The organism is Candidatus Limimorpha avicola, assembly GCF_056978975.1.
The window spans coordinates 25,933-47,951 of record NZ_DBMCYK010000018.1 but is presented as its reverse complement, the minus strand read 5'-3'; the positions used below and the strand labels follow the sequence as shown (position 1 = coordinate 47,951).

Sequence of the window (22,019 nt, the reverse complement as noted above, 5' to 3'; positions counted from 1 at the left end):
AATATTTTTGACGATATGACGTTTTAGATTGCTGAAAATAATGTAATTTTGCCACATGTTTAGAAATAAAAAAATTATTCTGATAGCCTTGTGTCTGCCGATGATGTTTTCATGCGGCAAACATGCCAAATTGTTAAAAAGTACTGATAATGAATTGAAATATCAGGCGGCGATGTCATATTATGAAAAAAAAGATTATAATAGGGCGTTAGAACTTTTTGATATGCTTCAATCGGCATATAGAGGTAAACCTCAGGGCGAAGAGATAGCTTTTTTGACGGCAGAGTGTTATTTTCAATTAGAAGATTATTCTATAGCAAGCCATTATTATAAGAGATATGCTTCTACTTATCCTTTCGGGAAACGTACAGAAGATGCTTTATATAAAAGTGCCTATTGCTATTATCTGGAATCTCCCAACATTTCGTTGGATCAGACAGATACTCATAATGCCATACGTGAGTTCCAACAGTTTATCGATGCCTATCCTTCAAGCGACTATGTCGATGATGCCAATGCTCGCATCGATACTCTGAGACTGAAATTAGAAGAGAAAGATTTCAATAAGGCAATGCTGTATTATAAGATGGATGAATATCAAGCTGCGATAACAACATTCGAGGCTTTTCTCGCAGATTATCCTGCGACTTTACATCGTGAAGAGATACTCGTTTACATGGTAATGACATATTATCATTATGCTGAGAAAAGTGTTGCAGACAAACAAAGAGAGCGTTATGAACTCGCGCTTGAGAAATACAATACATTATCATATATTTTTCCTGACAGTGAGAAGTTGAAAGAACTTGCTCCTGTAGTGGAAAAAATGAGAGCCAGATTGGCAAGAATGGAAAATAATAATAAATAAAGAAGATGGATTTTAAGAAAATTAAAACGGAAACAACAGCGATAACCCGCCAAAAAGACCAGTTTTATGCCGGTACGGGTAACATCTATGAAACAGTAGCTATCCTGGCAAAAAGAGCAAATCAGATAGCTGTGGAGATGAAACAGGAAATCAACAAAAAGATAGAGGAATATGCTACAAGCAACGATTCTAATTCTGAGGAGACATTTATCAATAAGGAACAGATTGAGGTTGCAAAATTTTATGAACGTCTTCCAAAGCCTACTCTTATAGCTATCGATGAGTTTTTGCACGATAAGATATATTATCGCAATCCTAATAAGAAAAGTGAAGGTGATTTTTAATATTTGGGGACAATGCAAGCCGGAAAGAAAATTCTTCTTGGAATAACGGGTAGCATTGCCGCCTATAAAATCCCGCTTCTTGTTCGTATGTTGAAGAAACAAGGAGCGGAAGTAAGGGTCGTTATGACTCCTTCAGCTAAAGATTTCGTGACGCCACTCACACTATCTACGTTGAGTGGCTCACCTGTTTTATCAAATGGCTTCGATGCTGAAACAGGACAGTGGTACAGTCATGTGGAACTTGGCATGTGGCCTGATCTTTTTGTTATCGCACCTGCTTCAGCCAATACTATTGCGAAGATGGCTAACGGCATAGCCGACAATTATCTGCTTACTGTCTTCCTCGCTTCTAAATGCCCGGTGATGTTCGCTCCGGCCATGGACCTCGACATGTTTAAACATCAGGCTACTCAGGATAATATCAAAACTTTGCAACATCGTGGTTGTATGATGATAACACCTTCTTCAGGGGAACTTGCAAGTGGTTTGTGTGGTGAAGGCAGAATGGAGGAGCCGGAAAAGATATTTACGATAATAGATGGGTTTTTAAATAGAAAGAAGAGGTTTGCGGGAAAGAAAGTCATGGTAACGGCAGGTCCTACTTTTGAGGCCATTGACCCCGTACGTTTTATTGGTAATCATAGTTCGGGACTTATGGGTATTGAAATAGCGCGAGTTTTTGCTGATCAGGGCGCTGATGTGACTCTTGTACTCGGTCCTTCTTCCATAAGAGTAAATAGAAATGACATTGCCGTTATTCCTGTCACTTCTGCCGACGACATGTATAATGCAGTCATGTCGCTCTTTCCTTCTACTGATATAGCAGTGTTAGCTGCTGCTGTGGCTGATTTTAAGCCGAAAATCGTGTCCGATAGTAAAATAAAAAAAGACCCTGATGTGGATGAGTTGGTAATACATCTTGTCAAGAATAAAGATATATTAAAAACTCTCGGAGAGAAAAAAAACGATAACCAGTTTGTTGTCGGTTTTGCTCTTGAGACAGATAACGGCATGGATAACGCTATTAAGAAACTGAATGCCAAAAAAGCTGATATGATAGTGTTAAATATTATGAATCGGCCTGATGTGGGTTTCAAGACAAATACTAACAAGGTGACTGTTTTCGTTAAAGATGGTGAGATGATAGATTTCGACCTTAAACCAAAAAGTGAAGTAGCATCGGATATAGTAAATGTTATTTATTCATCTCTTGTTAAATGAATTGCTTTATGAGAAAAATTGTTTTGATAACATTGGCATGTTTAATGCTTTCATCATTAACCTCCAAGACTCAAGAACTGAATTTCGAGGTGAAAATAAATAGTTCGCAGGTTGGCGGTACTGACCAGCGTGCTTATGAAAGCCTTGAAGAAGCAATGGTCACCTTTCTTAATAATAGAGTGTGGACCAATATTAAATTTGAACAGCAGGAACGTTTGGAAGGCGCCATAGTAGTGACAATAAAGTCTAAAGATGGTAATAATTATGATGCAGAACTCAATATCGCTCTGAGAAGACCTACATTTAAGTCGTCTTTCAATACCCCGGTGTTTAATTACATTGATAGCGATTTTGCATTTACTTATATTGATTATCAACCTCTTGACTTTAGTGAGACAAGTTATACATCCAATATCACATCTACTTTGGCTTATTATGCTTATCTGTGTCTTGGCATATATTTCGATACATTCGGTTTATATGGCGGCGATGATTTCTATGTTGCTGCAGAACAAATTGTTACGGCTGCACAAAGTGCTTCTGAATCCGGATGGAAGGCATTTGACAGCAATAAAAACCGTTATTGGCTGCTGGAGAGTTTTACTAATGCCGCTTATCGTCCTTTGCGTCAGTATCTATATGAATATCATAGACTTGGACTTGATGTCATGTCTTCTAAGGTGGAAGATGGTCGTGCTGCTATTACCAATTCGCTGTCTTATTTGAAACAGGTATATTCTACTAAACCTAATCAGATGTTTTTGCAAATTCTTAATGATACCAAACGTGATGAATGGATGAATGTCTATTCTGAAGGACCTCAGCAAGAAAGGACTAAGGCTATCAATATATTGAGAGAGATTGACGCTTCTCATGCTACAGAATATGAAGATTTGCTGTCGTCTTCCGGAAAGAAATGATAAGGGATGCTTAGCAGTCTGTATATATCGAATTATGCATTGATAGACTCGTTGTCGATAGATTTCGATGACGGGTTTTCTGTCATTACAGGTGAGACAGGCGCAGGAAAATCTATATTGCTTGGCGCACTCGGTTTTGTTCTTGGCGAAAGAGCTGATTCTTTCGTCATGCTTGACGAGTCTCGCAAATGCGTAGTAGAGGCATATTTCGATGTGAATGTTGATATGATAAGACCGTTTCTCGAACGTAATGGCTTGGATATCAGCATGCCGTGCGTATTGAGAAGAGAATTGTCGCCTCAGAAGAGGTCTCGCGCTTTTATCAATGATACACCGGTCACTTTGGCACAGTTGAAAGAACTTGGAAATCTGCTTGTTGATATTCATTCTCAGCATGATTCCATGCTTTTAGTTGACAATGCTTTCCAACTCAGATTGCTTGACGATGCTGCTCATAATACACAGTTGTTGGAGTCTTATCAATCTGAATATCATGATTTTGTAAAAAGCAATAAAGAACTCGATGCTCTTATGGATGAGTCAAGAAGAGGTGTTGCCGAATATGAGTTCATGTCGTTTCAATATGAAGAATTGAAAAAAGCAGATTTGCAGGATAATGAGTATGATGAATTGTCATCACGCTTGAAAATGATGCAAAATGCTGAGGAGGTGGCTCAAATTTTGGATAATGCTCTGTCTTTGTTAGAAAATTCCGACGATTCAGTGTTGTCTATGCTTAACAGACTTGCATCATCTCTGAATAGATTGAAGACATTTATTCCGGATATTTCATCTCTTTATGAAAGAGTGAATGCGGCTAATGTGGAACTGAAGGATATTTCTTACGATATTCAAAGATATGCTGATGATATTCAATATGATGATGATACTTTGCATGTTTTGGAAGAAAGATATGATTATCTTAATAGGCTTATGCTGAAACATCATGTCAATGATTATTCTGCTCTTATTGAGAAACGTGACGAACTTAAACGGAAAGTGTCGGATTATGAAAATCTTGATGATATCATTGCTGCGAAAAAAGAGGATATAGCATCAAAAGTGGAAGAACTGAAAATTTTATCCAAGAAGTTACATGATAGCAGAATGAATGCGAAAGAAGATTTTGAAAAAAAGGTCATTGGTATTATACGGCAACTTGCAATGCCTCATGCTGTTTTTGAGATTCGTTGTGAACAACTTGATGATTTTACGTCAATTGGTAATGATAAGATACGTTTTCTTTTCTCAGCCAACAAAGGTGTCATGCCGGATGATATAGCCAAGGTGGCTTCCGGAGGCGAGTTGTCACGTCTTATGTTGGCGGTGAAGAGCGTGGCGGCACGTAATAATTACGTACCTACTTTGATATTCGATGAGATAGATACAGGTGTGTCAGGCGAAGTGGCATCAAAACTAGGTTCTATAATGAGAGAGATGGGGGAGAGTCTTCAACTTGTCAGCATAACCCATCTTCCGCAAATAGCAAGTAAAGCAAAATATCATTTCTTTGTTTATAAAGATAGTACCGGAGAACATACCCGTTCTTGTATCAAATTGTTGTCATCAGAGGAAAGAGTGGGTGAAATAGCCAAGATGCTGAGTAACGATAAGGTTTCGGTCGAGGCTGTAAGAGCCGCAGAAGTGTTGCTGAATTCTTAAATATGGTAATTTACCCATATTATTAATAGGTGTTTCTTAAAATGTTATTCTGTGTATGCCTTTTGAATATTCTTGATTCATGGCATCTATGATGACATGATAGTCTTTCTTGTTTGCAACAAAGTCCATGTTGTTGGTATCTAATATCAGGATGCGCATATTTTGTTCTTGTTCCTTGATAAATTCAAAATATCCATTTTGAAGGTTTTCCAAATATGAGGCTGTGATATTTTGTTCATACGATCTGCCTCGTTTTTTTATGTTGTATTGCAGGTGTTCTATATCGAGATAAAGATATACCAACAGATCCGGTTTTGGAAGATTGGAGAATATGATGTTGAAGAAGCGTGAAAACAAGGCATATTCATCTTGTTGCAGAGTGGCACGTGAGAATATCAGTGACTTGGCTACATAATAATCCGAAATGGTAAATGTGTGAAACAGGTCATAGTTGGACAGTTTATCTTTAAGTTGTTGAAATCGTAAAGCAAGGAAAGTCATTTCTACCTGAAAAGCATACTTGTCAGGTTCTATGTAGAATTTTTCCAAAAATGGATTTTTGTCAGGTTCGTATTCTTCAAGAATCAGTTTTCCGTTGAAATCATTGGCAATGGCTGTTGCCAATGATGTCTTACCGGCTCCCATGGTGCCCTCTATTGCTATATAGTTATATCTCATGACTCTGTTTTGTAAAGTTTGACTGTTGAATTATCTTTGCACAACTCTAACAGTTTGGTGTTGGTGATTTTATATACAGGATGTATCATATCAGGGGCGATTTCACATAAAGGTATCAAGACAAAACGTCTGAGTTGAAGTCTCGGATGCGGTATTATAAGTTCCGTCTGATTTATTACTTCATTGCCATAATATATTATGTCCAAGTCAATGGGACGTGAAGAATAGCCATTGTGAATTTCAGTCCTGACTCTTCCCATGGTGGATTCTATGTCAAGCAACTCCTTTAACAGCAATTCTGCTGTCATAACTGTTTTTATACATATTATCTGGTTAATGAACCATTCTTTCGCATCAAATCCCCATGGCTCTGATTCATACAACTTCGATGTCTTGACAATATTGCCACATTTTTCGCCTATTGTTTTGCAGGCAGTGTCAAGATGAGCCACCCTGTCACCCATGTTTGTTCCCATCAGGATAAATGCTTCAACCTTCATGTTATTCTTTTATGCTGCAAATATAAAATCTTTTTTGTTTTAATTGCAGCTTATGAAAGTGATACTTTAAAAAAATGTCAAATGTTTTAAAATCTCATGCTCATGTTGAAAAAAATCTTAATTTTGCACTTACAATAAGTACTAAACATTCTCTATAGCTTTCTAAGTAGTTTGGTTTATTAATGCGATGGGAGCCGGATGCTCCCATTCTTGTGCATATCGTAATATGTTTACTGTTAATTTGTTGTGATATTAATAAGGTGTGACATTCATATTTCTGATATTATCTGCAGGTGATAGAGTACAGTTGTCATTATGTTTTGGTTTTCTTTTATATCTCTTATATTATAGATGGAGTTTTATAACTGTATGTTGATCAAAGTGTTACAGACGTTATTTTTGTCAGAACAAAAATAAGGAGTGTAAATGGACAAAAAAATATGATTGCAGAACTTCATGCGATTTAATATATTGATTATCAAAATATAATTAGTTATTTTAGAAAATTAAAAAATTTTTTAGTTGATATTAAAAAAAAAAGTAAAAAAAATATTGCTTTTTTTAAAAAATGTTGTATATTTGTACCCACAATAAGTACTAAACATTCTCTATAGCTTTGTAAGTAGTTTGGTTTATTAATGCAAATGGGAGCTCCCCGCTCCCTTTTTTGTTGTGCTAAGTAAAATTAGTTATCGATAACACTATATTTCTATTCAAATTGCAGAAAATGATATCTCTGCGGATAAAATCTCGTGCATTATGGTGTTAAGGATAGAAGTTAAACTCGCATATGTTTTGGTTCTTATACTTTTTCTTTTGATAGAAATACACAAGATAAAAACATAAAAGATAATTCATAAAATGATTCGATATACTTTCTCAGAATAAATTTTCTGCAATATATTTTTACATTTTTTTGAAACGAAATTTTTATATTTGCAAAAAAAAGTCATGAAAGTGTTAAAATCATTATTATTTGTATTTGCATGGTTTTCGTTCCTTGCTGTAGAAGCGCAAGTCGATTATGATGACTATTTTACCGATAATCAGTTGCGCATAGATTATTACGTAGTGGCAGATGCCAATAATGTCGTTTATGCTATTGATAAGATGGTAAAAGAGCCTGTTTGGGGAGGCAGGAGGCACAACCTTGTCGATAATATGAGATATGGAAACTTTTATTTTGAGGTTAAATTGCCTGAAACAGATAAGGTGATATATTCTTATGGTTACTGTGCTCTTTTTGGAGAATGGCAGACTACAGAAGAGGCACTACGTACTAAAAGAGGCTTCTCTGAAACCGTGGTGATGCCTTTTCCGAAACAGCCGGTAGAGGTGGTCTTTTATTTCAGAACATTGAAAGGTACGTTGCAAGAGGTGTTTAGATATAGTATAGATCCGGAAAATTATTTTATTGCCGATGCAAAGAGATTGCCTTATGAGATATATAATGTATATGGCGAACAGGAGCCTGAAGAAGCTGTCGATATAGTAATACTTCCTGACGGTTATACTATGGATGAGATGGAGAAGTTTAAAAAAGATTGTGACTTTTTTGTGGAAAGTCTTTTTAGTTACAAACCATACGACAAATATCCCGACTGTTTTAATGTGAGAGCTGTTCTCGTTCCTTCTCAAGACTCGGGAATAACTGTTCCTGCTGATGATATTTGGAAAAATACAGCGATAGGTTGTAGTTTTTATACTTTGAACAGTGAACGTTATTGTATGACTTATGAAAATAAAACGATGCGAGACCTTGCCGGGCAGGTGCCTTATGATCAGATATACATTCTCGCTAACACTGAGAAGTATGGCGGAGGCGGCATTTTTAACTCGTATTGTGTAAGCTCATCGGCTAACTCTTTCTCCTCTGAAGTCATTATCCATGAGTTCGGACATGGCTTCGCTGGTCTTGGAGACGAATATGCATACGATGGTGGTGCCAATTATCCTCTCGATGTGGAACCATGGGAACCCAATATTACAACATTGGTGGATTTTGAAAGTAAATGGCAGGACCTGGTCAAGAAAAAAACTCCTATTCCTACACCTGTTAAGGATAAGAATATTGATGTCATTGGTGCTTATGAGGGAGCCGGTTATCAGTTAAAAGGTATTTATCGTCCCAAAATGGACTGTCTTATGAATACTTTTAATGGTAAGGTGTTTTGTGAGGCATGTGAACGTGCAATAGAAAGAATGATATTGTATTATTCTGAGTGATGAGATGGATCCTATATTGAAATAATGAAAAAATATTTAATTGTTGGAAGTTAAGGATAAGTATTATGATTTGGTTGTAAGTTGTTTTAGACCAATGATTTTGCTAATAACCTTATTAAAATATCAAAAACAAAGTGCACCTGAAATTACAACTGGTGCACTTTGTTTTATTTTATGATTTCAGAAAAAATCATATCATGGCTTCTACCAAGTTCCATGCATCTTCGTAAATATCTTTCAATGTTGCGTTCAGCATGAAACACGGAGTGGTGAATATTTTGTTTTCCAAATCACTGACTACATCACCATTGGATGCAGCAATATGTTTGGCACCCATGACTTTGATGTCATGAGCCGGTTGACAGTTGTCGCTGCCCAAAGTGATGTGAATATTGCCCAATACTTTGGCAAGTACGACTGGGGCTATGCACATTGCTCCAATAGGTTTCTGTTGCTGATGCATTGCCGTGATGGCTTCTTTTACTCCTGGCAAGACCTGCATGTTGATGCCGTTGACAAAATAAGTGAAGAGATTTTTTGCTATTCCTGCACCTCCCGGTATCACAAGAGCATCGAATCTTTCTGCACTGAACTGTGACAGCGGCAATATCTCGCCTCTTACTATTCTTGCTGCCTCTACCATCATGTTACGTTTTTCGTTCATGGGTTCTCCGGTAATGTGATTTATAACTTCGAATTGGTCTAAATCAGGAGCAAAACACTGATATTTAATGCCATGCTGGTCTAATGCTAATAAAAGACATACTGTCTCATTTATCTCGGACCCGTCTTTAGTTCCGCATCCTCCTAAAAGTACTGCAAAATTTTTCATAATATTATTTAATGTATTGATCGTTAATTTCTTCTGCAAGATCTTCTATGGTATCGATACCTTTCTTTATGTTTTTTTCTATTGTTTTGTTAACAACATCATAATTGTGATAAAGATAATATGCTATAGATTCGGTATTTCTGTATAAAAATGAATTTTTCTTTGTTTTATTGTCAACAATGTCAGTAAGCCCGAAAAAGTTCAACACTAATATCAAAATACTGATTAATAATGCACCCTTTACTATACCGAAGACAAATCCGCCTATCTTGTCAATAAATCCAAGGAACAGAGCTTCCACTATCTTCGATATGAGTTTACCGATAAAGGTCACTAAAATAGCGAGTATGATAAATGTTATAATAAAGGCAATGATTGTCATTATCTCCTGAGGTGCGTCAATGATTTTGGCAAGACCTTTGGCCGTAATGTCGGAGAGATACATGGCACCGTAAATGCCTATTAGGAAAGCGGCGAGCGAGAAAGCTTCCACTATAAGACCTTTTTTCAGACCCTTATATGCAAACAATAGCAATATCAGTCCAATTATGACATCTAAATAATTCATTTTTAACGGTTTTGATTTATTATTTATTATTTTTTAATCTTTTGGTCAATTCTGTTGAGAATATAAAATTATTAAGTTCTTCATTATCAGTATGTAAGATGTTACTGCTGTTTCCTTGCCACCAAAGTTGCCCTTTATAAAGGAAATTTATGGATTGTCCTATCATCATAACAGAGTTCATGTCGTGAGTGTTGATGACAGTAGTTATGTTGTATTCTTCAGTTATTTCGAGTATTAAGGCGTCAATGATTTCGGATGTTACCGGGTCGAGTCCGGAATTGGGTTCGTCGCAAAACAGATATTTAGGACTGTTGGCAATGGCTCGTGCTATAGCAACGCGTTTCATCATTCCTCCACTTAACTCATTGGTCATCAGTTTGTTGATATTGTTAAGATTTACTCTGTTGAGACAAAAGTTCACTCTTTCCAACTTTTCTTTATATGACATGTCGGTGAACATATTCAACGGGAACATGACATTCTGTTCGACATTCATGGAATCGAACAATGCTCCGCCTTGAAACAATACGCCCATATCTTTTCGTATGTCCACTCTAATATCTTCAGACCTATTGGAAAAACGTATATCGTTAAACAATACTTCTCCGGCGTCAGGTTCCACTAATCCTGTGCAGATCTTCATCAGCACTGTTTTTCCTGAGCCGCTTTCGCCTATGACAAGATTAGTCATGCCTCTTCGGAACGATAAGCTGATATCGTCGAGTACCAACTTGTCTCCGAAAGACTTGGATATGTTTTTGACTGTTATCATGTCAACAGAGTTTGTGTTAAGATGAGGTCAAAAATAATTATCAAGATACTGCTGTGTACCACACCTTTGGTACTTGCCTTGCCAACTTCCACTGAACCGCCTTTGACATTATAACCAATGAATCCGGCTATGGATGAGATGAGAAATGCAAAAACTTCTGTTTTTATCAAAGCAAAATATACGGAAAATGGGTCGAACCATGACCGAAGTCCCAGAATGTAGTTATAGGGTGTTATGATATTTGTCAACAGGCAGGCAGCCCAGCCGCCAATGAGTCCGAGAGCTATGCTGAACACTATGAGGACAGGCATGAAAAGCAGACATGCTATTATCTTGGGTAAAATGAGATAATTGGCAGTGTTGATACCCATCACCTGAAGCGCATCGATTTGTTGAGTTACCCTCATGGTGCCTAATTCAGAAGCTATTTGAGAGCCTAACTTGCCTGCAAGTATTATGCTTATAATAGTGGGTGAAAACTCCAAAATAACCATCTGACGTGTGGAGAATCCTATCAATTCCTCCGGAAACATGGGATTATCGGTGTTATAAGCGACAAGGATTGCTGCAACAGCTCCGACAAAAACAGATAATATGGAGACTATGCCAAACGAACTGACACCCAGATTGTAAAACTCATGCATCAACTGTCTTCGAAATATTGAAAATTTCGGTGGACGCTGAAATGTTTGTCCAATCAAAATAAAATAATCTCCAATGGTTTTTAACATTGCCGCTATTTCTTTTGAAAGCGTAAAAATACACATTTTTTTTTACAAAACACAAATTCTTCAATCTTTTGGTCCATTTTTTGAGAAATCTCAAAAGAATTTTATATCTTTGCAATTCATTATTTGTTGTTATGTATTCTGAAAATAAAACAACACGACGTCGTCTTGCCGGCTCATATCTCATCTCTTTGATGAGTATTATGTTGGTATTGTTGGTGTTGGGAATGTTTGCTTCATTGTTGTTTTATGCAAATGAATTGTCTGATTATATTAGAGAAAACATAGGTTTCGAGATTGTAATAAAAAAAGGTGTCAAGGAATCCGAAATACTTAAATTTCAACAAAAACTCGATAAATATGATTTTATAAAATCTTCTGAGTATATATCACAGGAAGATGCTACACAACAGTTGGAAGAGGACCTCGGTATAGATATTAAAGAATGGTTGGGTAGTGTAGATAATCCATTACTGCCTTCTATCGATGTACGTTTTGTGGCTTCTTATGCCAATGCCGACAGTATTGCGGTGATAGAAAAAATCGTCACTGACAATAATATAGTCAAAGATGTCATTTATCAAAAGAATCTTACCAATGTATTGAATAATAATATAAGAAGGATTGGTATTGTACTTTTTGTTGTCGGTATGGTCTTGTTTATCATGGCAGTGACATTGATTAGTCATACTGTGCGACTTTCAGTTTATGCCAAAAGATTTCTTGTGAGAAGTATGCAACTTGTTGGTGCTACCGAAAATTTTATTCTGAAGCCTTTCATGCGTTTTTTCATGATACAGGGTTTCCTGGGAGCTTTGCTTGCCTTGATAGTACTGACATTTATGATTATTGGCCTTCAAAGAAGTATTCCTGAGCTTTCTATGGTGAGCAACTTCGGCGCTGTTGCCATGATATATGCTGCGGTTTTGCTTTTTGGAATGTTGATGACGATAATGGCTTCGTATTTTTCCATGCGCAAGTATCTTAATGCAGATGTTGATAATTTATATGCTTAAATATAAAAATGATGAAAAAAAAGGTTGATATTGACAAGACAAATAATGAGGAAAAACAAATGCCTTTTACCCGTGAGAATTATAAATGGGTAATTATTGGTTTGGTGGTATTGTTGATAGGTTTTCTATTGATGATAGGAGGCGGCTCCAACGATCCTGATGTTTTTAATGAAGGGATGTTCAATTTCCGTCGTCTTACTCTTGCTCCTGTATTGGTACTTGCAGGTTTCGGCATAGAGTTTTATGCTATTATGAAACGTCCTAAACAATGATATTTAGAACGTAGGTTTTATATTATATAATGATATGAATTGGTTAGAGGCATTATTGTTGGGTATCCTGCAAGGATTGACAGAGTTTTTGCCCGTTAGCAGCAGTGGGCATTTGACTATATTGCAAACTTTGTTGAATGTTGAAAACAGTCCTTCGGAACTGTTGGAATTTGACGTTATGGTACATGCTGCCACGGTGTTGAGTACCATAGTGATATTGCGTAAAGAAATAGCGGATCTTTTCAAAGGTACTTTTTGCACCAAGGTGTGGAATCCCGAGAAAGATTATGTAATGAAGATATTTGTCTCTATGATACCTGTTCTTATCATAGGTCTGTTTTTTAAGAAATATATAGAGCGTATATTCGGCAGTGGCCTGCTTGTGGTTGGTATTTGTCTGATAATAACGGCATTGCTTCTTACGTTTTCATATTTTGCCAAACCGAGACAAAGAGACAATATTTCATACGGTCATGCTTTTATTATAGGTCTGGCTCAGGCAGTAGCTGTACTTCCGGGACTGTCGCGCTCTGGAACGACCATAGCTACAGGTTTGTTGCTTGGCAATAAAAAAGAACAGGTGGCACAGTTCTCGTTTCTTATGGTTCTCATTCCCATACTCGGTGAGGCGTTTCTTTCTTTGCTTGATTTTTTGAAAGATCCTGCCATGCTGGCTCAAGGGTTGGGGGTGTTGCCTATCATATCCGGTACTCTTGGTGCTTTCATATCCGGCTGTTTCGCCTGCAAGTTCATGATAAATATCGTAAAACGCGGCAAACTGATATATTTCGCCATCTATTGTGTCATTGTCGGCGTGCTTGCTGTGTCATTCTCAATATAAGTCATGATGTTCAATTTTGAAGAAGGAGAAGTTTTTCTTATAGACAAGCCTCTCGACTGGACATCTTTCGATGCTGTCAACCTTATACGTGCCTTGGTGAAACGTTATCATGGCATAAAAAAATTGAAAGTGGGTCATGCCGGCACTTTAGACCCTCTTGCGACAGGACTTCTTATTGTTTGTACCGGGAAAAAGACTAAACAGATAGATGAATACCAAGCCAAAGAGAAGGTATATTCCGGCACCATGTTGCTTGGCAGAACCACACCTACGTTCGACCTCGAAAGCGAGCCGGATGCCTTGTTCCCTGTTGACGGGATAACAGAGAATATGATGCAGTCGGTTTGTAACTCCTTTGTTGGCGACATATTACAGCGTCCTCCCAAGTTTTCCGCTATTAAAATCAATGGCAAAAGGGCTTTCGATTATGCAAGGTCTGACAAAGAACTCGAGATGAAGGAACGTAACGTTCATATCTTTGATTTCAAAATAGATACAAAGAGATTCCCGGAAATAGATTTTGTTGTTAAGTGTTCCAAGGGTACTTATATACGTTCTCTTGTCAACGATTTTGGTAAAGCTTTGAACAACGGAGCCTGTCTTACAGCTTTGCGCCGCACTCATATTGGAGATTACTGCGTTGATGATGCCTGGGATCTCATGGAACTGAAAAAGACAATAATAGAAAATGGTTGTGACCATGATGTTAAAATAGAATGATGTGTTTATGGGTGGTTTTGCATCTTTTTTAAAAAGGAAAAATATTGATATTTCTGTCAAGGCATATCTCATTGATGCCTTGGGAGCCATGGCATTGGGTTTGTTTGCCTCTCTGCTGATAGGTGTGATATTCAATACGCTTGGTGAAAAGACAGGTCTTGACTTGTTCATTACCATAGCCACGTATTCTAAGCAGGCGACAGGAGCTGCCATAGGTGTCGCCATCGCATACGCACTTCATGCTCCTGCATTGGTGTTGTTCAGTGAAGTGGCTGTGGGTATTGCCGGAAATGCTCTCGGCGGTCCTGTAGGGGCACTTATTGCAGTGGTAATAAGTACAGAACTTGGCAAAATGGTATCGAAAGAAACTAAACTTGACATACTTGTTACTCCCTCAGTAGCGATAGTATCGGGAGTGTTACTATCTATGTTCGTCGGTCCCGGCATTATGGCATTCATGGACTCTTTCGGTCATTTCGTGGAAAGTATGACGGTGTTGCATCCTTTCGTTATGGGAATGGTTATATCGGTAACTATAGGCATGGCGTTGACATTGCCAATCAGCAGTGCTGCACTGTGTATAGCAATAGGGTTGTCAGGTCTTGCCGGTGGTGCTGCCACGGCAGGCTGTTGCGCTCAGATGGTAGGTTTCGCTGTCATGAGTTTCAAAGAAAATCGCTGGAGCGGTCTTGTCTCACAAGGATTGGGAACCTCAATGTTACAGATGCCAAATATCATAAAGAATCCTCTTGTGTGGATCCCTCCTACATTGGCAGGAGCCATAACAGGACCCATATCTACATGTGTCTTTCGTCTTGAAAATATACCAATAGGTTCCGGTATGGGAACATGTGGTCTTGTAGGACCTTTCGGCATAGTGTCTGCCATGCCGGATGGAGGAACAATGATGTGGATAGGCATACTTCTGGTATGCTTCGTGTTGCCGGCATTGTTGTCGTATGGTTTTGGCTTGTTGTTTCGTAAAATGAAGTTGATAAGGGAAGGTGACCTGAGAATAGAACAATAACTTATATATCTTGTTGATAATAAGATGTTTGAAAAATAACTATTGACAAAACTTGTTTGATATCGTATATTTGCAAATCAGTAAAAAAATTGTTGAGAAATGAAGTTGTCTCAGTTTAAATTCAACCTGCCTCAGAATCTTATAGCCAACTATCCGCCTAAGAATCGCGACGAGGCGAGAATGATGGTGCTACATCGGGAGGATGGCAGTATAGAGCATCGTGTTTTTAAAGATATCATAGAATATACTAATGATGGTGATGTCTTTGTCATTAATAATACTAAGGTGTTTCCGGCTCGTCTTTATGGTGAGAAGGAGAAAACAGGAGCAAAAATAGAGGTGTTGCTTCTCAGAGAACTGAATCATGAAAGTCGTTTGTGGGACGTTTTGGTGGACCCTGCACGTAAGATAAGGATAGGTAATAAGTTGTATTTTGGTGAAAATGATGAACTTGTGGCAGAAGTGATAGATAATACTACTTCGAGAGGAAGGACTTTGCGTTTCCTTTTCGATGGTACACCGGAAGAGTTTAAAAACACCATCACACGGTTGGGTAATACTCCTCTGCCTAAGATTCATAACAGAGAGGTGGAACCGGAAGATGCTGAAAACTATCAGACTGTCTATGCTAAATACGAAGGTTCTATTGCTGCGCCTACTGCGGGAATGCATTTTAGCAAAATATTGATGAAGCGTTTGGAAATCAATAATGTTAGTTTTGCTGAAGTGACATTACATACAGGTACCGGTAATTTCCGAGACATTGAGGTCGAAGACCTTACCAAACATAAAACAGACTCTGAAGCTATGGAAATAACACAAGAGGCATGCGATATGATAAACTTCGCCAAAGCAAATCACTGTAAAGTGTTTGCCGTTGGTACTACTTCTCTTAAAGTTCTCGAAACAGCCGTGAATATCAATGGTAAAATGAAACCTTACAAGGGTTGGACAAACAAGTTTATTTTCCCTCCATACGATTTTACTACTGCTGATGCTCTTATTACCAATTTTCATCTTCCCAAGTCCCCTATGATGACGGAAGTGGCAGCCTTTGCCGGTTATGACTTGCTTATGAAGTCATATAAAGAGGCTATAAACGAGAAATATAATTTCTTTACTTATGGTGACGCTATGTTAATTTTATAATTTTATGAATCAGGAAGATTTTTTTAAGAAGATAACCTCTCATGCCAAGGAATATGGCTTTATTTTTCCTTCAAGCGAAATTTATGACGGATTGTCGGCAGTTTACGATTATGCACAGAATGGTGTCGAACTGAAAAACAATATACGACAGTATTGGTGGAAAGCAATGGTGCAGATGCACGAGAATATTGTGGGTCTTGATGCAGCTATCTTCATGCATCCCACAGTTTGGAAGGCTTCCGGTCATGTCGATGCTTTTAATGACCCTATGATAGATAATAAGGATAGCAAAAAACGCTATCGTGCCGATGTGCTCGTGGAAGACCATATTGCCAAAATAGAAGATAAGGTAAACAAGGAGGTTGAAAAAGCAAAAAAACGTTTTGGCGACGCTTTCGATGAACAGCAGTTCATTACCACTAACCCGAGAGTGCTTGGCTATAAGAAAGAAATTGAAGACATCAGTCACCGTCTTTATTCTGCCATGGAACAAAACGACCTCGCCGGTATAAAGCAACTGATAATAGATCTCGGCATAGTATGTCCTGTTTCAGGTTCACGCAACTGGACCGATGTGCGTCAATTCAACCTCATGTTTGCAACGCAGATGGGTTCTGTTGCTGAGGGTGCTAACGAGATATACCTTCGTCCGGAGACAGCGCAGGGTATCTTTGTCAACTATCTTAACGTGCAGAAGACAGGGAGAATGAAAATACCGTTTGGTATAGCACAGACCGGTAAGGCGTTTCGTAATGAGATAGTGGCACGACAGTTTATCTTTCGTATGAGAGAGTTCGAACAGATGGAAATGCAGTTTTTTGTGCGGCCCGGCACCGAGCTCGAATGGTTTGCCAAATGGAAGGAAGAACGTCTCAAATGGCATCTCTCTCTTGGCATCCCCGCTTCTATGTATAGGTTCCATGACCATGAGAAACTCGCTCACTATGCTAACGCTGCTACTGATATTGAATTTGAATTTCCTTTCGGTTTCAAGGAATTGGAAGGCATACACAGCCGTACCGATTTCGATTTGTCACGTCATGCCGAGTTCTCCGGTAAGAAAATACAATATTTCGATCCGGAAACAAATGAGAGTTATACTCCTTATGTCATTGAGACTTCCATAGGTCTCGACCGTATGTTCCTCGCTATGTTCAGTTATGCTTATACTGAGGAAAAACTCGAGGACGGTTCTGAACGCGTGGTGATGAAATTTCCGCCTCTTCTCGCTCCATATAAGGTGGCAATATTGCCTCTCGTCAAGAAAGACGGTATGCCGGAAAAGGCAAGCATGATAATGTCAGCTCTGCAACCGGATTTCATGTGCCAGTATGAAGAGAAAGACTCTATTGGCAAACGCTACAGACGTCAGGATGCTATTGGTACTCCTCTCTGTGTTACTATTGATAATCAGACTATTGAAGATAACACCGTTACAGTACGCGACCGCGATACCATGGAACAGATTCGCGTTAACGCGGACAGACTTCATGAGATAGTACGTGAGAAAATATCACACGTTAAATTTTAATGTGTGTCGGTCCATATCTCGATAAAGTAATGTCATAATTGTAAAGTCATGATAAACTTTATTGAGTCGTAAAAAATTATGAAATGAATATTAACACCCCATATTATGCTGTGTAGTGTTGTATTACTGAATATAATGGAGTTTTTTAAAGGTTTTTTCAGTCTTCCACTGACAAATCCTGTCTTGATATTGTCAATCATGTTGTTGATAATATTGCTTGCTCCACTCATACTCGGCAAATTCAATATTCCCGGTATTATAGGCCTTATCCTTGCAGGTGTCATCATAGGACCTTATGGTTTGGGATTGCTTGAAAACAACTCTCCTATAGAATTGTTTTCAACTATCGGACTGTTGTATATCATGTTTCTCGCCGGATTGGACCTCGACATGAACCAATTCAAGATGGTTAGGAATAAGAGTCTTGTTTTTGGAGTTCTGACATTTACGCTGCCTCTATTAGTGGGATTTCCTGTGTGTTATTATCTCTTGGATCTCGGTTTTTTGGCGAGTCTTCTCACTGCAAGCATGTTTTCTACCCATACTCTTGTGGCTTATCCCATAGTAAGTAAATTTGGCATATCTAAAAATGAAGCTGTCGCAATAACAGTAGGAGGAACCATCTTGACAGATACTCTCGTTCTTATCATTCTTGCCTTGATACTTGACAGCAAGGAAGGCAATGTAGATGTGATGTTTTTTGTGAAGATGTTTTTGATATTGATTGGGTTCTCACTTGTCATGTTTTTAGTGGTGCCACGTGTAACGAAATGGTTTTTCAAGAAATTGGACAGCGAGAAGTATGCACATTTCATCTTCGTTCTCTCAGTGATGCTGTTTGCGGCTTTTCTTGCAGAGGTGTCCGGACTTGAGTCTATAATCGGAGCTTTTGTGGCTGGTTTGGTGCTTAATCGTCTTATCCCGCATTCCTCATCTCTGATGAACAGGATAGAGTTTTTTGGCAATGCCTTTTTTATTCCGTTTTTCCTTATCTCAGTCGGTATCTTGTTAGATCTCGGAGTGTTATTGGAAGATTATCATCCATTGATGATCGCCATAGTGTTGTCAGTTTCCGCTTTTTTCGGCAAGTGGGCTGCTGCTTGGATAACACAGTTGATATACAAGTTCTCCAAGTATCAGAGACGGCTCGTATTCGGTCTCAGCAGTTCTCATGCAGCAGCGACTTTAGCCATAATATTGGCAGGTTATAATGCCGGTATTTTGGATGAGAACATTCTTAACGGTACTATCATTCTTATACTGATAACATGTATGATGGCTTCTTTCGTTACTGAGAAAGCTGCCAAACAGATAGTACTCAACGAGAATAACGAAACTGACCTAACAGTACAGCCTGTTACTACTGACAAGATACTCATTCCGGTTGCCAATATAGCCAATCTTGAACCATTACTCGACCTTGCCATACTGATGAAAGAAAGAAAATCCACCTCACCGGTGATAATAATGTCTGTGGTGCCGGATAATGAACAGGCAGAAATCAATATCATGAAGGCGTCGAATAAGTTGCAGCATTTTGTTAAACTCGGCTCTTCGGCTGAAGTGGATGTAAAAATAACCGCTACTATTGACCATAGCATATCAGGTGGCATAGTGAGAATGGCAAGAGTAACTGCAGCCACTACTCTGATGCTCGGCTGGCCCGGTAAAATCGTCGGTATGATAGACAGATTCTTCGGTTCCGATATCATGAAGATTGTCAACAATACTGATAAGGCTGTCTATGTATGTTCTTTCGACAGACCATTGATAGATGTACGCCGCATCCTTCTGATGACAACGCCATACGCCGAGGTGGAAGTCGGTTTCGAATCTTGGGTGAATAAAATAGCTTTGCTCTCAAGCGAACTTAATGTTCCTGTAGTACATTATGGTCTAGAACATACAGCATTGTGTATAAATAATATATTGAAAAACAAACGTATGTCTGTGAGTTTTTCATCTGTTCCTTATTCCGATTGGGACAACTTTTCCAATATGGCTTCTTTTATCAGTAAAGATGATTTGATAGTTGTCGTCTCTTCAAGACAAGGATTCCCTTCTTATCTGAAACGTTTTGATATTATTACAGATAAATTGACTGAAAGTTACAGGAAAAATGCTAAAATAGCTGTTTATCCTCAACAGAATCACGAAAATTCCATGATAGATGAGACATAAATCCCATGTAAATGAAACACTATCTTCTGCTGTTTTAAATAATATACGAATGTCCGATAAAAGATTTTTAAGAAACTATAAATATCTAATAAAATTCTGAATTTTACATACTTTTTGAAACACTACCGTTATTTATACTTATATCATTTATTTTTCATAATAAATTCTTTTGCTGTAATACCAAGTGGAAGAATGTCGTTTTCTTGATATAAAGTATTGACAGACAATAGTGTTCTATTTTCTTTTATGGCATTTTTTACAATATTTTTACCTTCGAATACATAAAAACAGTTGTTATATTTTATGACTTTTAGAGTCTTGTTTTCATCGTCGCAATTATTCTCGATCAGGTTCAGAGATTTAGGAGACAACCAAATTTTGTCGTATTCTCTGCCGTTGCAATAGGCTTGGAAACTTTTGAGTACAAGTTCGTTGATGTCCTGTTTGTCAGCGCTGCCGGTGTCTATTATGAGGTCATAATGTCTGTAGTCATTAACATCGACATGATAAAAGTTTGAATATCTCAACACTTCGCTTTTTCTTCTGTCTATGATATTTTGTTTTGCAGAAGCGAAGTCATTGTATGACTCGTTTATGCGTTTTTTATCGTTTAATATGCGTTCTGCGGCAATATTGACATCTACGTACAAATAAATCTTGAATGAATCAGGGACAAAATACCATGCCATGCGTGAGTCGAAAATGATGTTGTTTTCATTTTTGCCCATATCAGCTATTGTGTCGTCAACGTAATTATCATAATGAGGGTCATTTTCAATAAATTCGTTGAATTCTTTTGCCGACATGTTGTGTTTCATTGCCATGTTACGGAATATCATACCTGCGGAAACAATTTTATAGTCTATTTTGGTTATTAGATAGTTGGATACAGTAGTTTTTCCGCTTCCGAGTTCTCCGGCTATAGTGATGTTTTTCATTCTGTAATATTTTTACTATTGTTATCTGTTTCGGTTTCTTTTTTGTTTTTTTCGGTTTCTTCTTTCGGATAGAATGGATTCAGACTGAACTCTCTGAAAACCCTCAGAGGGGCAATTACCAACAATATAATGAACTCGATCACTAATGGTAAAATATTTGATGATGATGAGTCGTATATTTGATGGATTATCAATATCACAGTGAATATCATGAAAAGATATTTGCCATAGTGTTTTTTTCTAAAAAGAGCTATCAGACTAAATACTATCATGCCGAGTGTTAGCCAAAGTGTCAGATAATCTATCAAGGCGTACATCTCGCTTTGGTCATTGACGGTGTTGTCGAGATATGAAGGGTCGAAAACGGAACGGTAAAATATACCGAGAAAAGTGGTGAAAAGGAAATACAGACCATAATATGTAATGGCGAAAGTAGCAGTGAGTTTGACACCGAGAGTCAGTTGTTCACGCTCGACGAATATGCTTTTTTTCTTTTCTTTTTTTGTCATTGCATCACATTTCTATAATGCTTGAAATAGAATATGACGAATACTGCCGTTATAATAAGGTCTGCAATAGGTGAACCGTTCAATGTATTGTAAATAAATATAGTGGAAACAATCAGAATCAAAATCTGAGCTACGGTATAAATATGGAATCCTCTTTTTTTAAGTCTCCACATCTGCATCACTCCGATAAAAGAAGTTATATAAAGAATGCAGCTAATCAAGTAATAACTTCTGTTGATGGAAAATATGCTGCTGTAACTTGAGGCAAGTGTTTCCCATGCATTGCCCATCATGTCGCCCATTTGTTCGTAGAATTCGCTGTTTTCATCGAGTAATTCCTGAAACCTGTTATACATACTCCAAACAGTAATGTTGGAAAACACCTGATATATGGCATTTATGGCAGATAGTACGCATAATACCGTTAAAGATGTCGGTCTTTGCGGCTGAATGTTTTCTAATTCCTGTCCGTCGCTGTTCTGTTTTTCATTATATTCATTCATGATATATATTATT

General features: G+C 37.9%; 23 protein-coding genes. 14 read left to right on the top strand and 9 right to left on the bottom strand.

Annotated features, from left to right (window positions below; genetic code table 11):
- Window positions 1-55 precede the first annotated feature (55 nt).
- From ACZOVS_RS08425 to recN, 5 genes are read left to right on the top strand one after another with little or no spacing between them, the layout of a single operon-like run.
- On the top strand, window positions 56-868 hold the full coding sequence (locus ACZOVS_RS08425) for an outer membrane protein assembly factor BamD (protein WP_483996786.1): 813 nt from the start codon (window positions 56-58) through the stop codon (window positions 866-868).
- 5 nt (window positions 869-873) lie between these two features.
- Complete coding sequence (locus tag ACZOVS_RS08420) at window positions 874-1,212, top strand: DNA-directed RNA polymerase subunit omega (protein WP_483996785.1); 339 nt, start codon at window positions 874-876, stop codon at window positions 1,210-1,212.
- A gap of 12 nt (window positions 1,213-1,224) precedes the next feature.
- Entirely contained in the window at window positions 1,225-2,433 is a 1,209-nt protein-coding gene (coaBC, locus tag ACZOVS_RS08415) for a bifunctional phosphopantothenoylcysteine decarboxylase/phosphopantothenate--cysteine ligase CoaBC (RefSeq protein ID WP_483996784.1), read from the top strand.
- A gap of 8 nt (window positions 2,434-2,441) precedes the next feature.
- A complete protein-coding gene (gene porD, locus ACZOVS_RS08410; protein ID WP_483996783.1) occupies window positions 2,442-3,353 on the top strand; it encodes a type IX secretion system protein PorD in 912 nt (303 codons plus the stop codon).
- 6 nt (window positions 3,354-3,359) lie between these two features.
- On the top strand, window positions 3,360-5,015 hold the full coding sequence (gene recN, locus ACZOVS_RS08405; protein WP_483996782.1) for a DNA repair protein RecN: 1,656 nt from the start codon (window positions 3,360-3,362) through the stop codon (window positions 5,013-5,015).
- Between the two features lie 36 nt (window positions 5,016-5,051).
- On the opposite strand, the gene ACZOVS_RS08400 is transcribed toward recN, so the two are convergent.
- Window positions 5,052-5,693, bottom strand: a complete 642-nt coding sequence (locus ACZOVS_RS08400; RefSeq protein ID WP_483996781.1) for a deoxynucleoside kinase — start codon at window positions 5,691-5,693, stop codon at window positions 5,052-5,054.
- On the bottom strand, window positions 5,690-6,193 hold the full coding sequence (gene folK / locus ACZOVS_RS08395; protein WP_483996780.1) for a 2-amino-4-hydroxy-6-hydroxymethyldihydropteridine diphosphokinase: 504 nt from the start codon (window positions 6,191-6,193) through the stop codon (window positions 5,690-5,692). Before folK ends, ACZOVS_RS08400 begins: the two co-directional genes overlap by 4 nt.
- A gap of 951 nt (window positions 6,194-7,144) precedes the next feature.
- Between folK and ACZOVS_RS08390 the strand changes: the two genes are divergently transcribed.
- The gene (locus ACZOVS_RS08390) at window positions 7,145-8,419 is read left to right on the top strand and encodes a M64 family metallopeptidase (protein WP_483996779.1); all 1,275 of its coding nucleotides are present in this window, start codon (window positions 7,145-7,147) and stop codon (window positions 8,417-8,419) included.
- A 190-nt stretch (window positions 8,420-8,609) separates the two neighbouring features.
- Here ACZOVS_RS08390 and elbB read toward each other — a convergent pair whose 3' ends face one another.
- The 4 genes from elbB to ACZOVS_RS08370 are packed head-to-tail and all read right to left on the bottom strand — an operon-like array spanning window position 8,610 to window position 11,322.
- Window positions 8,610-9,251, bottom strand: a complete 642-nt coding sequence (gene elbB / locus ACZOVS_RS08385) for an isoprenoid biosynthesis glyoxalase ElbB (protein ID WP_483996778.1) — start codon at window positions 9,249-9,251, stop codon at window positions 8,610-8,612.
- A gap of 4 nt (window positions 9,252-9,255) precedes the next feature.
- Window positions 9,256-9,819 carry a CvpA family protein gene (locus tag ACZOVS_RS08380; protein ID WP_483996777.1) on the bottom strand — a complete coding sequence of 188 codons (564 nt, stop codon included), beginning with the start codon at window positions 9,817-9,819 and terminating at the stop codon, window positions 9,256-9,258.
- A 19-nt stretch (window positions 9,820-9,838) separates the two neighbouring features.
- Window positions 9,839-10,591, bottom strand: coding sequence for an ABC transporter ATP-binding protein (locus ACZOVS_RS08375; protein ID WP_483996776.1), 753 nt, complete (start codon window positions 10,589-10,591; stop codon window positions 9,839-9,841).
- Window positions 10,588-11,322, bottom strand: coding sequence for an MlaE family ABC transporter permease (locus ACZOVS_RS08370; protein ID WP_483996794.1), 735 nt, complete (start codon window positions 11,320-11,322; stop codon window positions 10,588-10,590). The genes ACZOVS_RS08375 and ACZOVS_RS08370 overlap by 4 nt, the downstream gene beginning before the upstream one ends.
- Before the next feature lie 131 nt (window positions 11,323-11,453).
- Between ACZOVS_RS08370 and ACZOVS_RS08365 the strand changes: the two genes are divergently transcribed.
- The 8 genes from ACZOVS_RS08365 to ACZOVS_RS08330 all read left to right on the top strand — a co-directional run bounded on the left by ACZOVS_RS08365 (window position 11,454) and on the right by ACZOVS_RS08330 (window position 20,056).
- Window positions 11,454-12,335, top strand: a complete 882-nt coding sequence (locus tag ACZOVS_RS08365) for a cell division protein FtsX (RefSeq protein WP_483996775.1) — start codon at window positions 11,454-11,456, stop codon at window positions 12,333-12,335.
- Window positions 12,336-12,346: 11 nt separating this feature from the next.
- A complete protein-coding gene (locus tag ACZOVS_RS08360) occupies window positions 12,347-12,607 on the top strand; it encodes a DUF3098 domain-containing protein (RefSeq protein WP_483996774.1) in 261 nt (86 codons plus the stop codon).
- 34 nt (window positions 12,608-12,641) lie between these two features.
- Window positions 12,642-13,448: an undecaprenyl-diphosphate phosphatase gene (locus ACZOVS_RS08355; RefSeq protein WP_483996773.1), complete on the top strand. Its 807-nt coding sequence runs from the start codon at window positions 12,642-12,644 to the stop codon at window positions 13,446-13,448.
- Window positions 13,449-13,454: 6 nt separating this feature from the next.
- On the top strand, window positions 13,455-14,168 hold the full coding sequence (truB, locus tag ACZOVS_RS08350) for a tRNA pseudouridine(55) synthase TruB (RefSeq protein WP_483996793.1): 714 nt from the start codon (window positions 13,455-13,457) through the stop codon (window positions 14,166-14,168).
- 7 nt (window positions 14,169-14,175) lie between these two features.
- Complete coding sequence (locus ACZOVS_RS08345) at window positions 14,176-15,195, top strand: PTS sugar transporter subunit IIC (protein ID WP_483996772.1); 1,020 nt, start codon at window positions 14,176-14,178, stop codon at window positions 15,193-15,195.
- A gap of 99 nt (window positions 15,196-15,294) precedes the next feature.
- A complete protein-coding gene (gene queA / locus ACZOVS_RS08340; RefSeq protein WP_483996771.1) occupies window positions 15,295-16,344 on the top strand; it encodes a tRNA preQ1(34) S-adenosylmethionine ribosyltransferase-isomerase QueA in 1,050 nt (349 codons plus the stop codon).
- 4 nt (window positions 16,345-16,348) lie between these two features.
- Window positions 16,349-17,875, top strand: coding sequence for a glycine--tRNA ligase (locus ACZOVS_RS08335; protein ID WP_483996770.1), 1,527 nt, complete (start codon window positions 16,349-16,351; stop codon window positions 17,873-17,875).
- 135 nt (window positions 17,876-18,010) lie between these two features.
- Window positions 18,011-20,056, top strand: coding sequence for a cation:proton antiporter (locus ACZOVS_RS08330; protein WP_483996769.1), 2,046 nt, complete (start codon window positions 18,011-18,013; stop codon window positions 20,054-20,056).
- Window positions 20,057-20,199: 143 nt separating this feature from the next.
- Here the strand turns inward: ACZOVS_RS08330 and cmk are convergent, their stop codons facing one another.
- From cmk to ACZOVS_RS08315, 3 genes are read right to left on the bottom strand one after another with little or no spacing between them, the layout of a single operon-like run.
- Window positions 20,200-20,994: a (d)CMP kinase gene (gene cmk, locus ACZOVS_RS08325; RefSeq protein ID WP_483996768.1), complete on the bottom strand. Its 795-nt coding sequence runs from the start codon at window positions 20,992-20,994 to the stop codon at window positions 20,200-20,202.
- Complete coding sequence (locus ACZOVS_RS08320; protein WP_483996767.1) at window positions 20,991-21,503, bottom strand: hypothetical protein; 513 nt, start codon at window positions 21,501-21,503, stop codon at window positions 20,991-20,993. Before ACZOVS_RS08320 ends, cmk begins: the two co-directional genes overlap by 4 nt.
- Complete coding sequence (locus ACZOVS_RS08315; protein WP_483996766.1) at window positions 21,500-22,006, bottom strand: hypothetical protein; 507 nt, start codon at window positions 22,004-22,006, stop codon at window positions 21,500-21,502. The genes ACZOVS_RS08320 and ACZOVS_RS08315 overlap by 4 nt, the downstream gene beginning before the upstream one ends.
- Window positions 22,007-22,019: the final 13 nt, after the last annotated feature.

Coding starts and splice junctions, on each gene's coding strand:
- queA (WP_483996771.1), top strand. CDS start 15,295: ATGAAGTTGTCTCAGTTTAAATTCAACCTGCCTCAGAATCTTATAGCC.
- ACZOVS_RS08335 (WP_483996770.1), top strand. CDS start 16,349: ATGAATCAGGAAGATTTTTTTAAGAAGATAACCTCTCATGCCAAGGAA.
- ACZOVS_RS08425 (WP_483996786.1), top strand. CDS start 56: ATGTTTAGAAATAAAAAAATTATTCTGATAGCCTTGTGTCTGCCGATG.
- truB (WP_483996793.1), top strand. CDS start 13,455: ATGTTCAATTTTGAAGAAGGAGAAGTTTTTCTTATAGACAAGCCTCTC.
- ACZOVS_RS08345 (WP_483996772.1), top strand. CDS start 14,176: ATGGGTGGTTTTGCATCTTTTTTAAAAAGGAAAAATATTGATATTTCT.
- ACZOVS_RS08370 (WP_483996794.1), bottom strand. CDS start 11,322: ATGTTAAAAACCATTGGAGATTATTTTATTTTGATTGGACAAACATTT.
- ACZOVS_RS08315 (WP_483996766.1), bottom strand. CDS start 22,006: ATGAATGAATATAATGAAAAACAGAACAGCGACGGACAGGAATTAGAA.
- folK (WP_483996780.1), bottom strand. CDS start 6,193: ATGAAGGTTGAAGCATTTATCCTGATGGGAACAAACATGGGTGACAGG.
- recN (WP_483996782.1), top strand. CDS start 3,360: ATGCTTAGCAGTCTGTATATATCGAATTATGCATTGATAGACTCGTTG.
- ACZOVS_RS08320 (WP_483996767.1), bottom strand. CDS start 21,503: ATGACAAAAAAAGAAAAGAAAAAAAGCATATTCGTCGAGCGTGAACAA.
- ACZOVS_RS08400 (WP_483996781.1), bottom strand. CDS start 5,693: ATGAGATATAACTATATAGCAATAGAGGGCACCATGGGAGCCGGTAAG.
- coaBC (WP_483996784.1), top strand. CDS start 1,225: ATGCAAGCCGGAAAGAAAATTCTTCTTGGAATAACGGGTAGCATTGCC.
- ACZOVS_RS08375 (WP_483996776.1), bottom strand. CDS start 10,591: ATGATAACAGTCAAAAACATATCCAAGTCTTTCGGAGACAAGTTGGTA.
- ACZOVS_RS08420 (WP_483996785.1), top strand. CDS start 874: ATGGATTTTAAGAAAATTAAAACGGAAACAACAGCGATAACCCGCCAA.
- ACZOVS_RS08360 (WP_483996774.1), top strand. CDS start 12,347: ATGAAAAAAAAGGTTGATATTGACAAGACAAATAATGAGGAAAAACAA.
- ACZOVS_RS08380 (WP_483996777.1), bottom strand. CDS start 9,819: ATGAATTATTTAGATGTCATAATTGGACTGATATTGCTATTGTTTGCA.
- ACZOVS_RS08365 (WP_483996775.1), top strand. CDS start 11,454: ATGTATTCTGAAAATAAAACAACACGACGTCGTCTTGCCGGCTCATAT.
- cmk (WP_483996768.1), bottom strand. CDS start 20,994: ATGAAAAACATCACTATAGCCGGAGAACTCGGAAGCGGAAAAACTACT.
- ACZOVS_RS08390 (WP_483996779.1), top strand. CDS start 7,145: ATGAAAGTGTTAAAATCATTATTATTTGTATTTGCATGGTTTTCGTTC.
- porD (WP_483996783.1), top strand. CDS start 2,442: ATGAGAAAAATTGTTTTGATAACATTGGCATGTTTAATGCTTTCATCA.
- elbB (WP_483996778.1), bottom strand. CDS start 9,251: ATGAAAAATTTTGCAGTACTTTTAGGAGGATGCGGAACTAAAGACGGG.
- ACZOVS_RS08355 (WP_483996773.1), top strand. CDS start 12,642: ATGAATTGGTTAGAGGCATTATTGTTGGGTATCCTGCAAGGATTGACA.
- ACZOVS_RS08330 (WP_483996769.1), top strand. CDS start 18,011: ATGGAGTTTTTTAAAGGTTTTTTCAGTCTTCCACTGACAAATCCTGTC.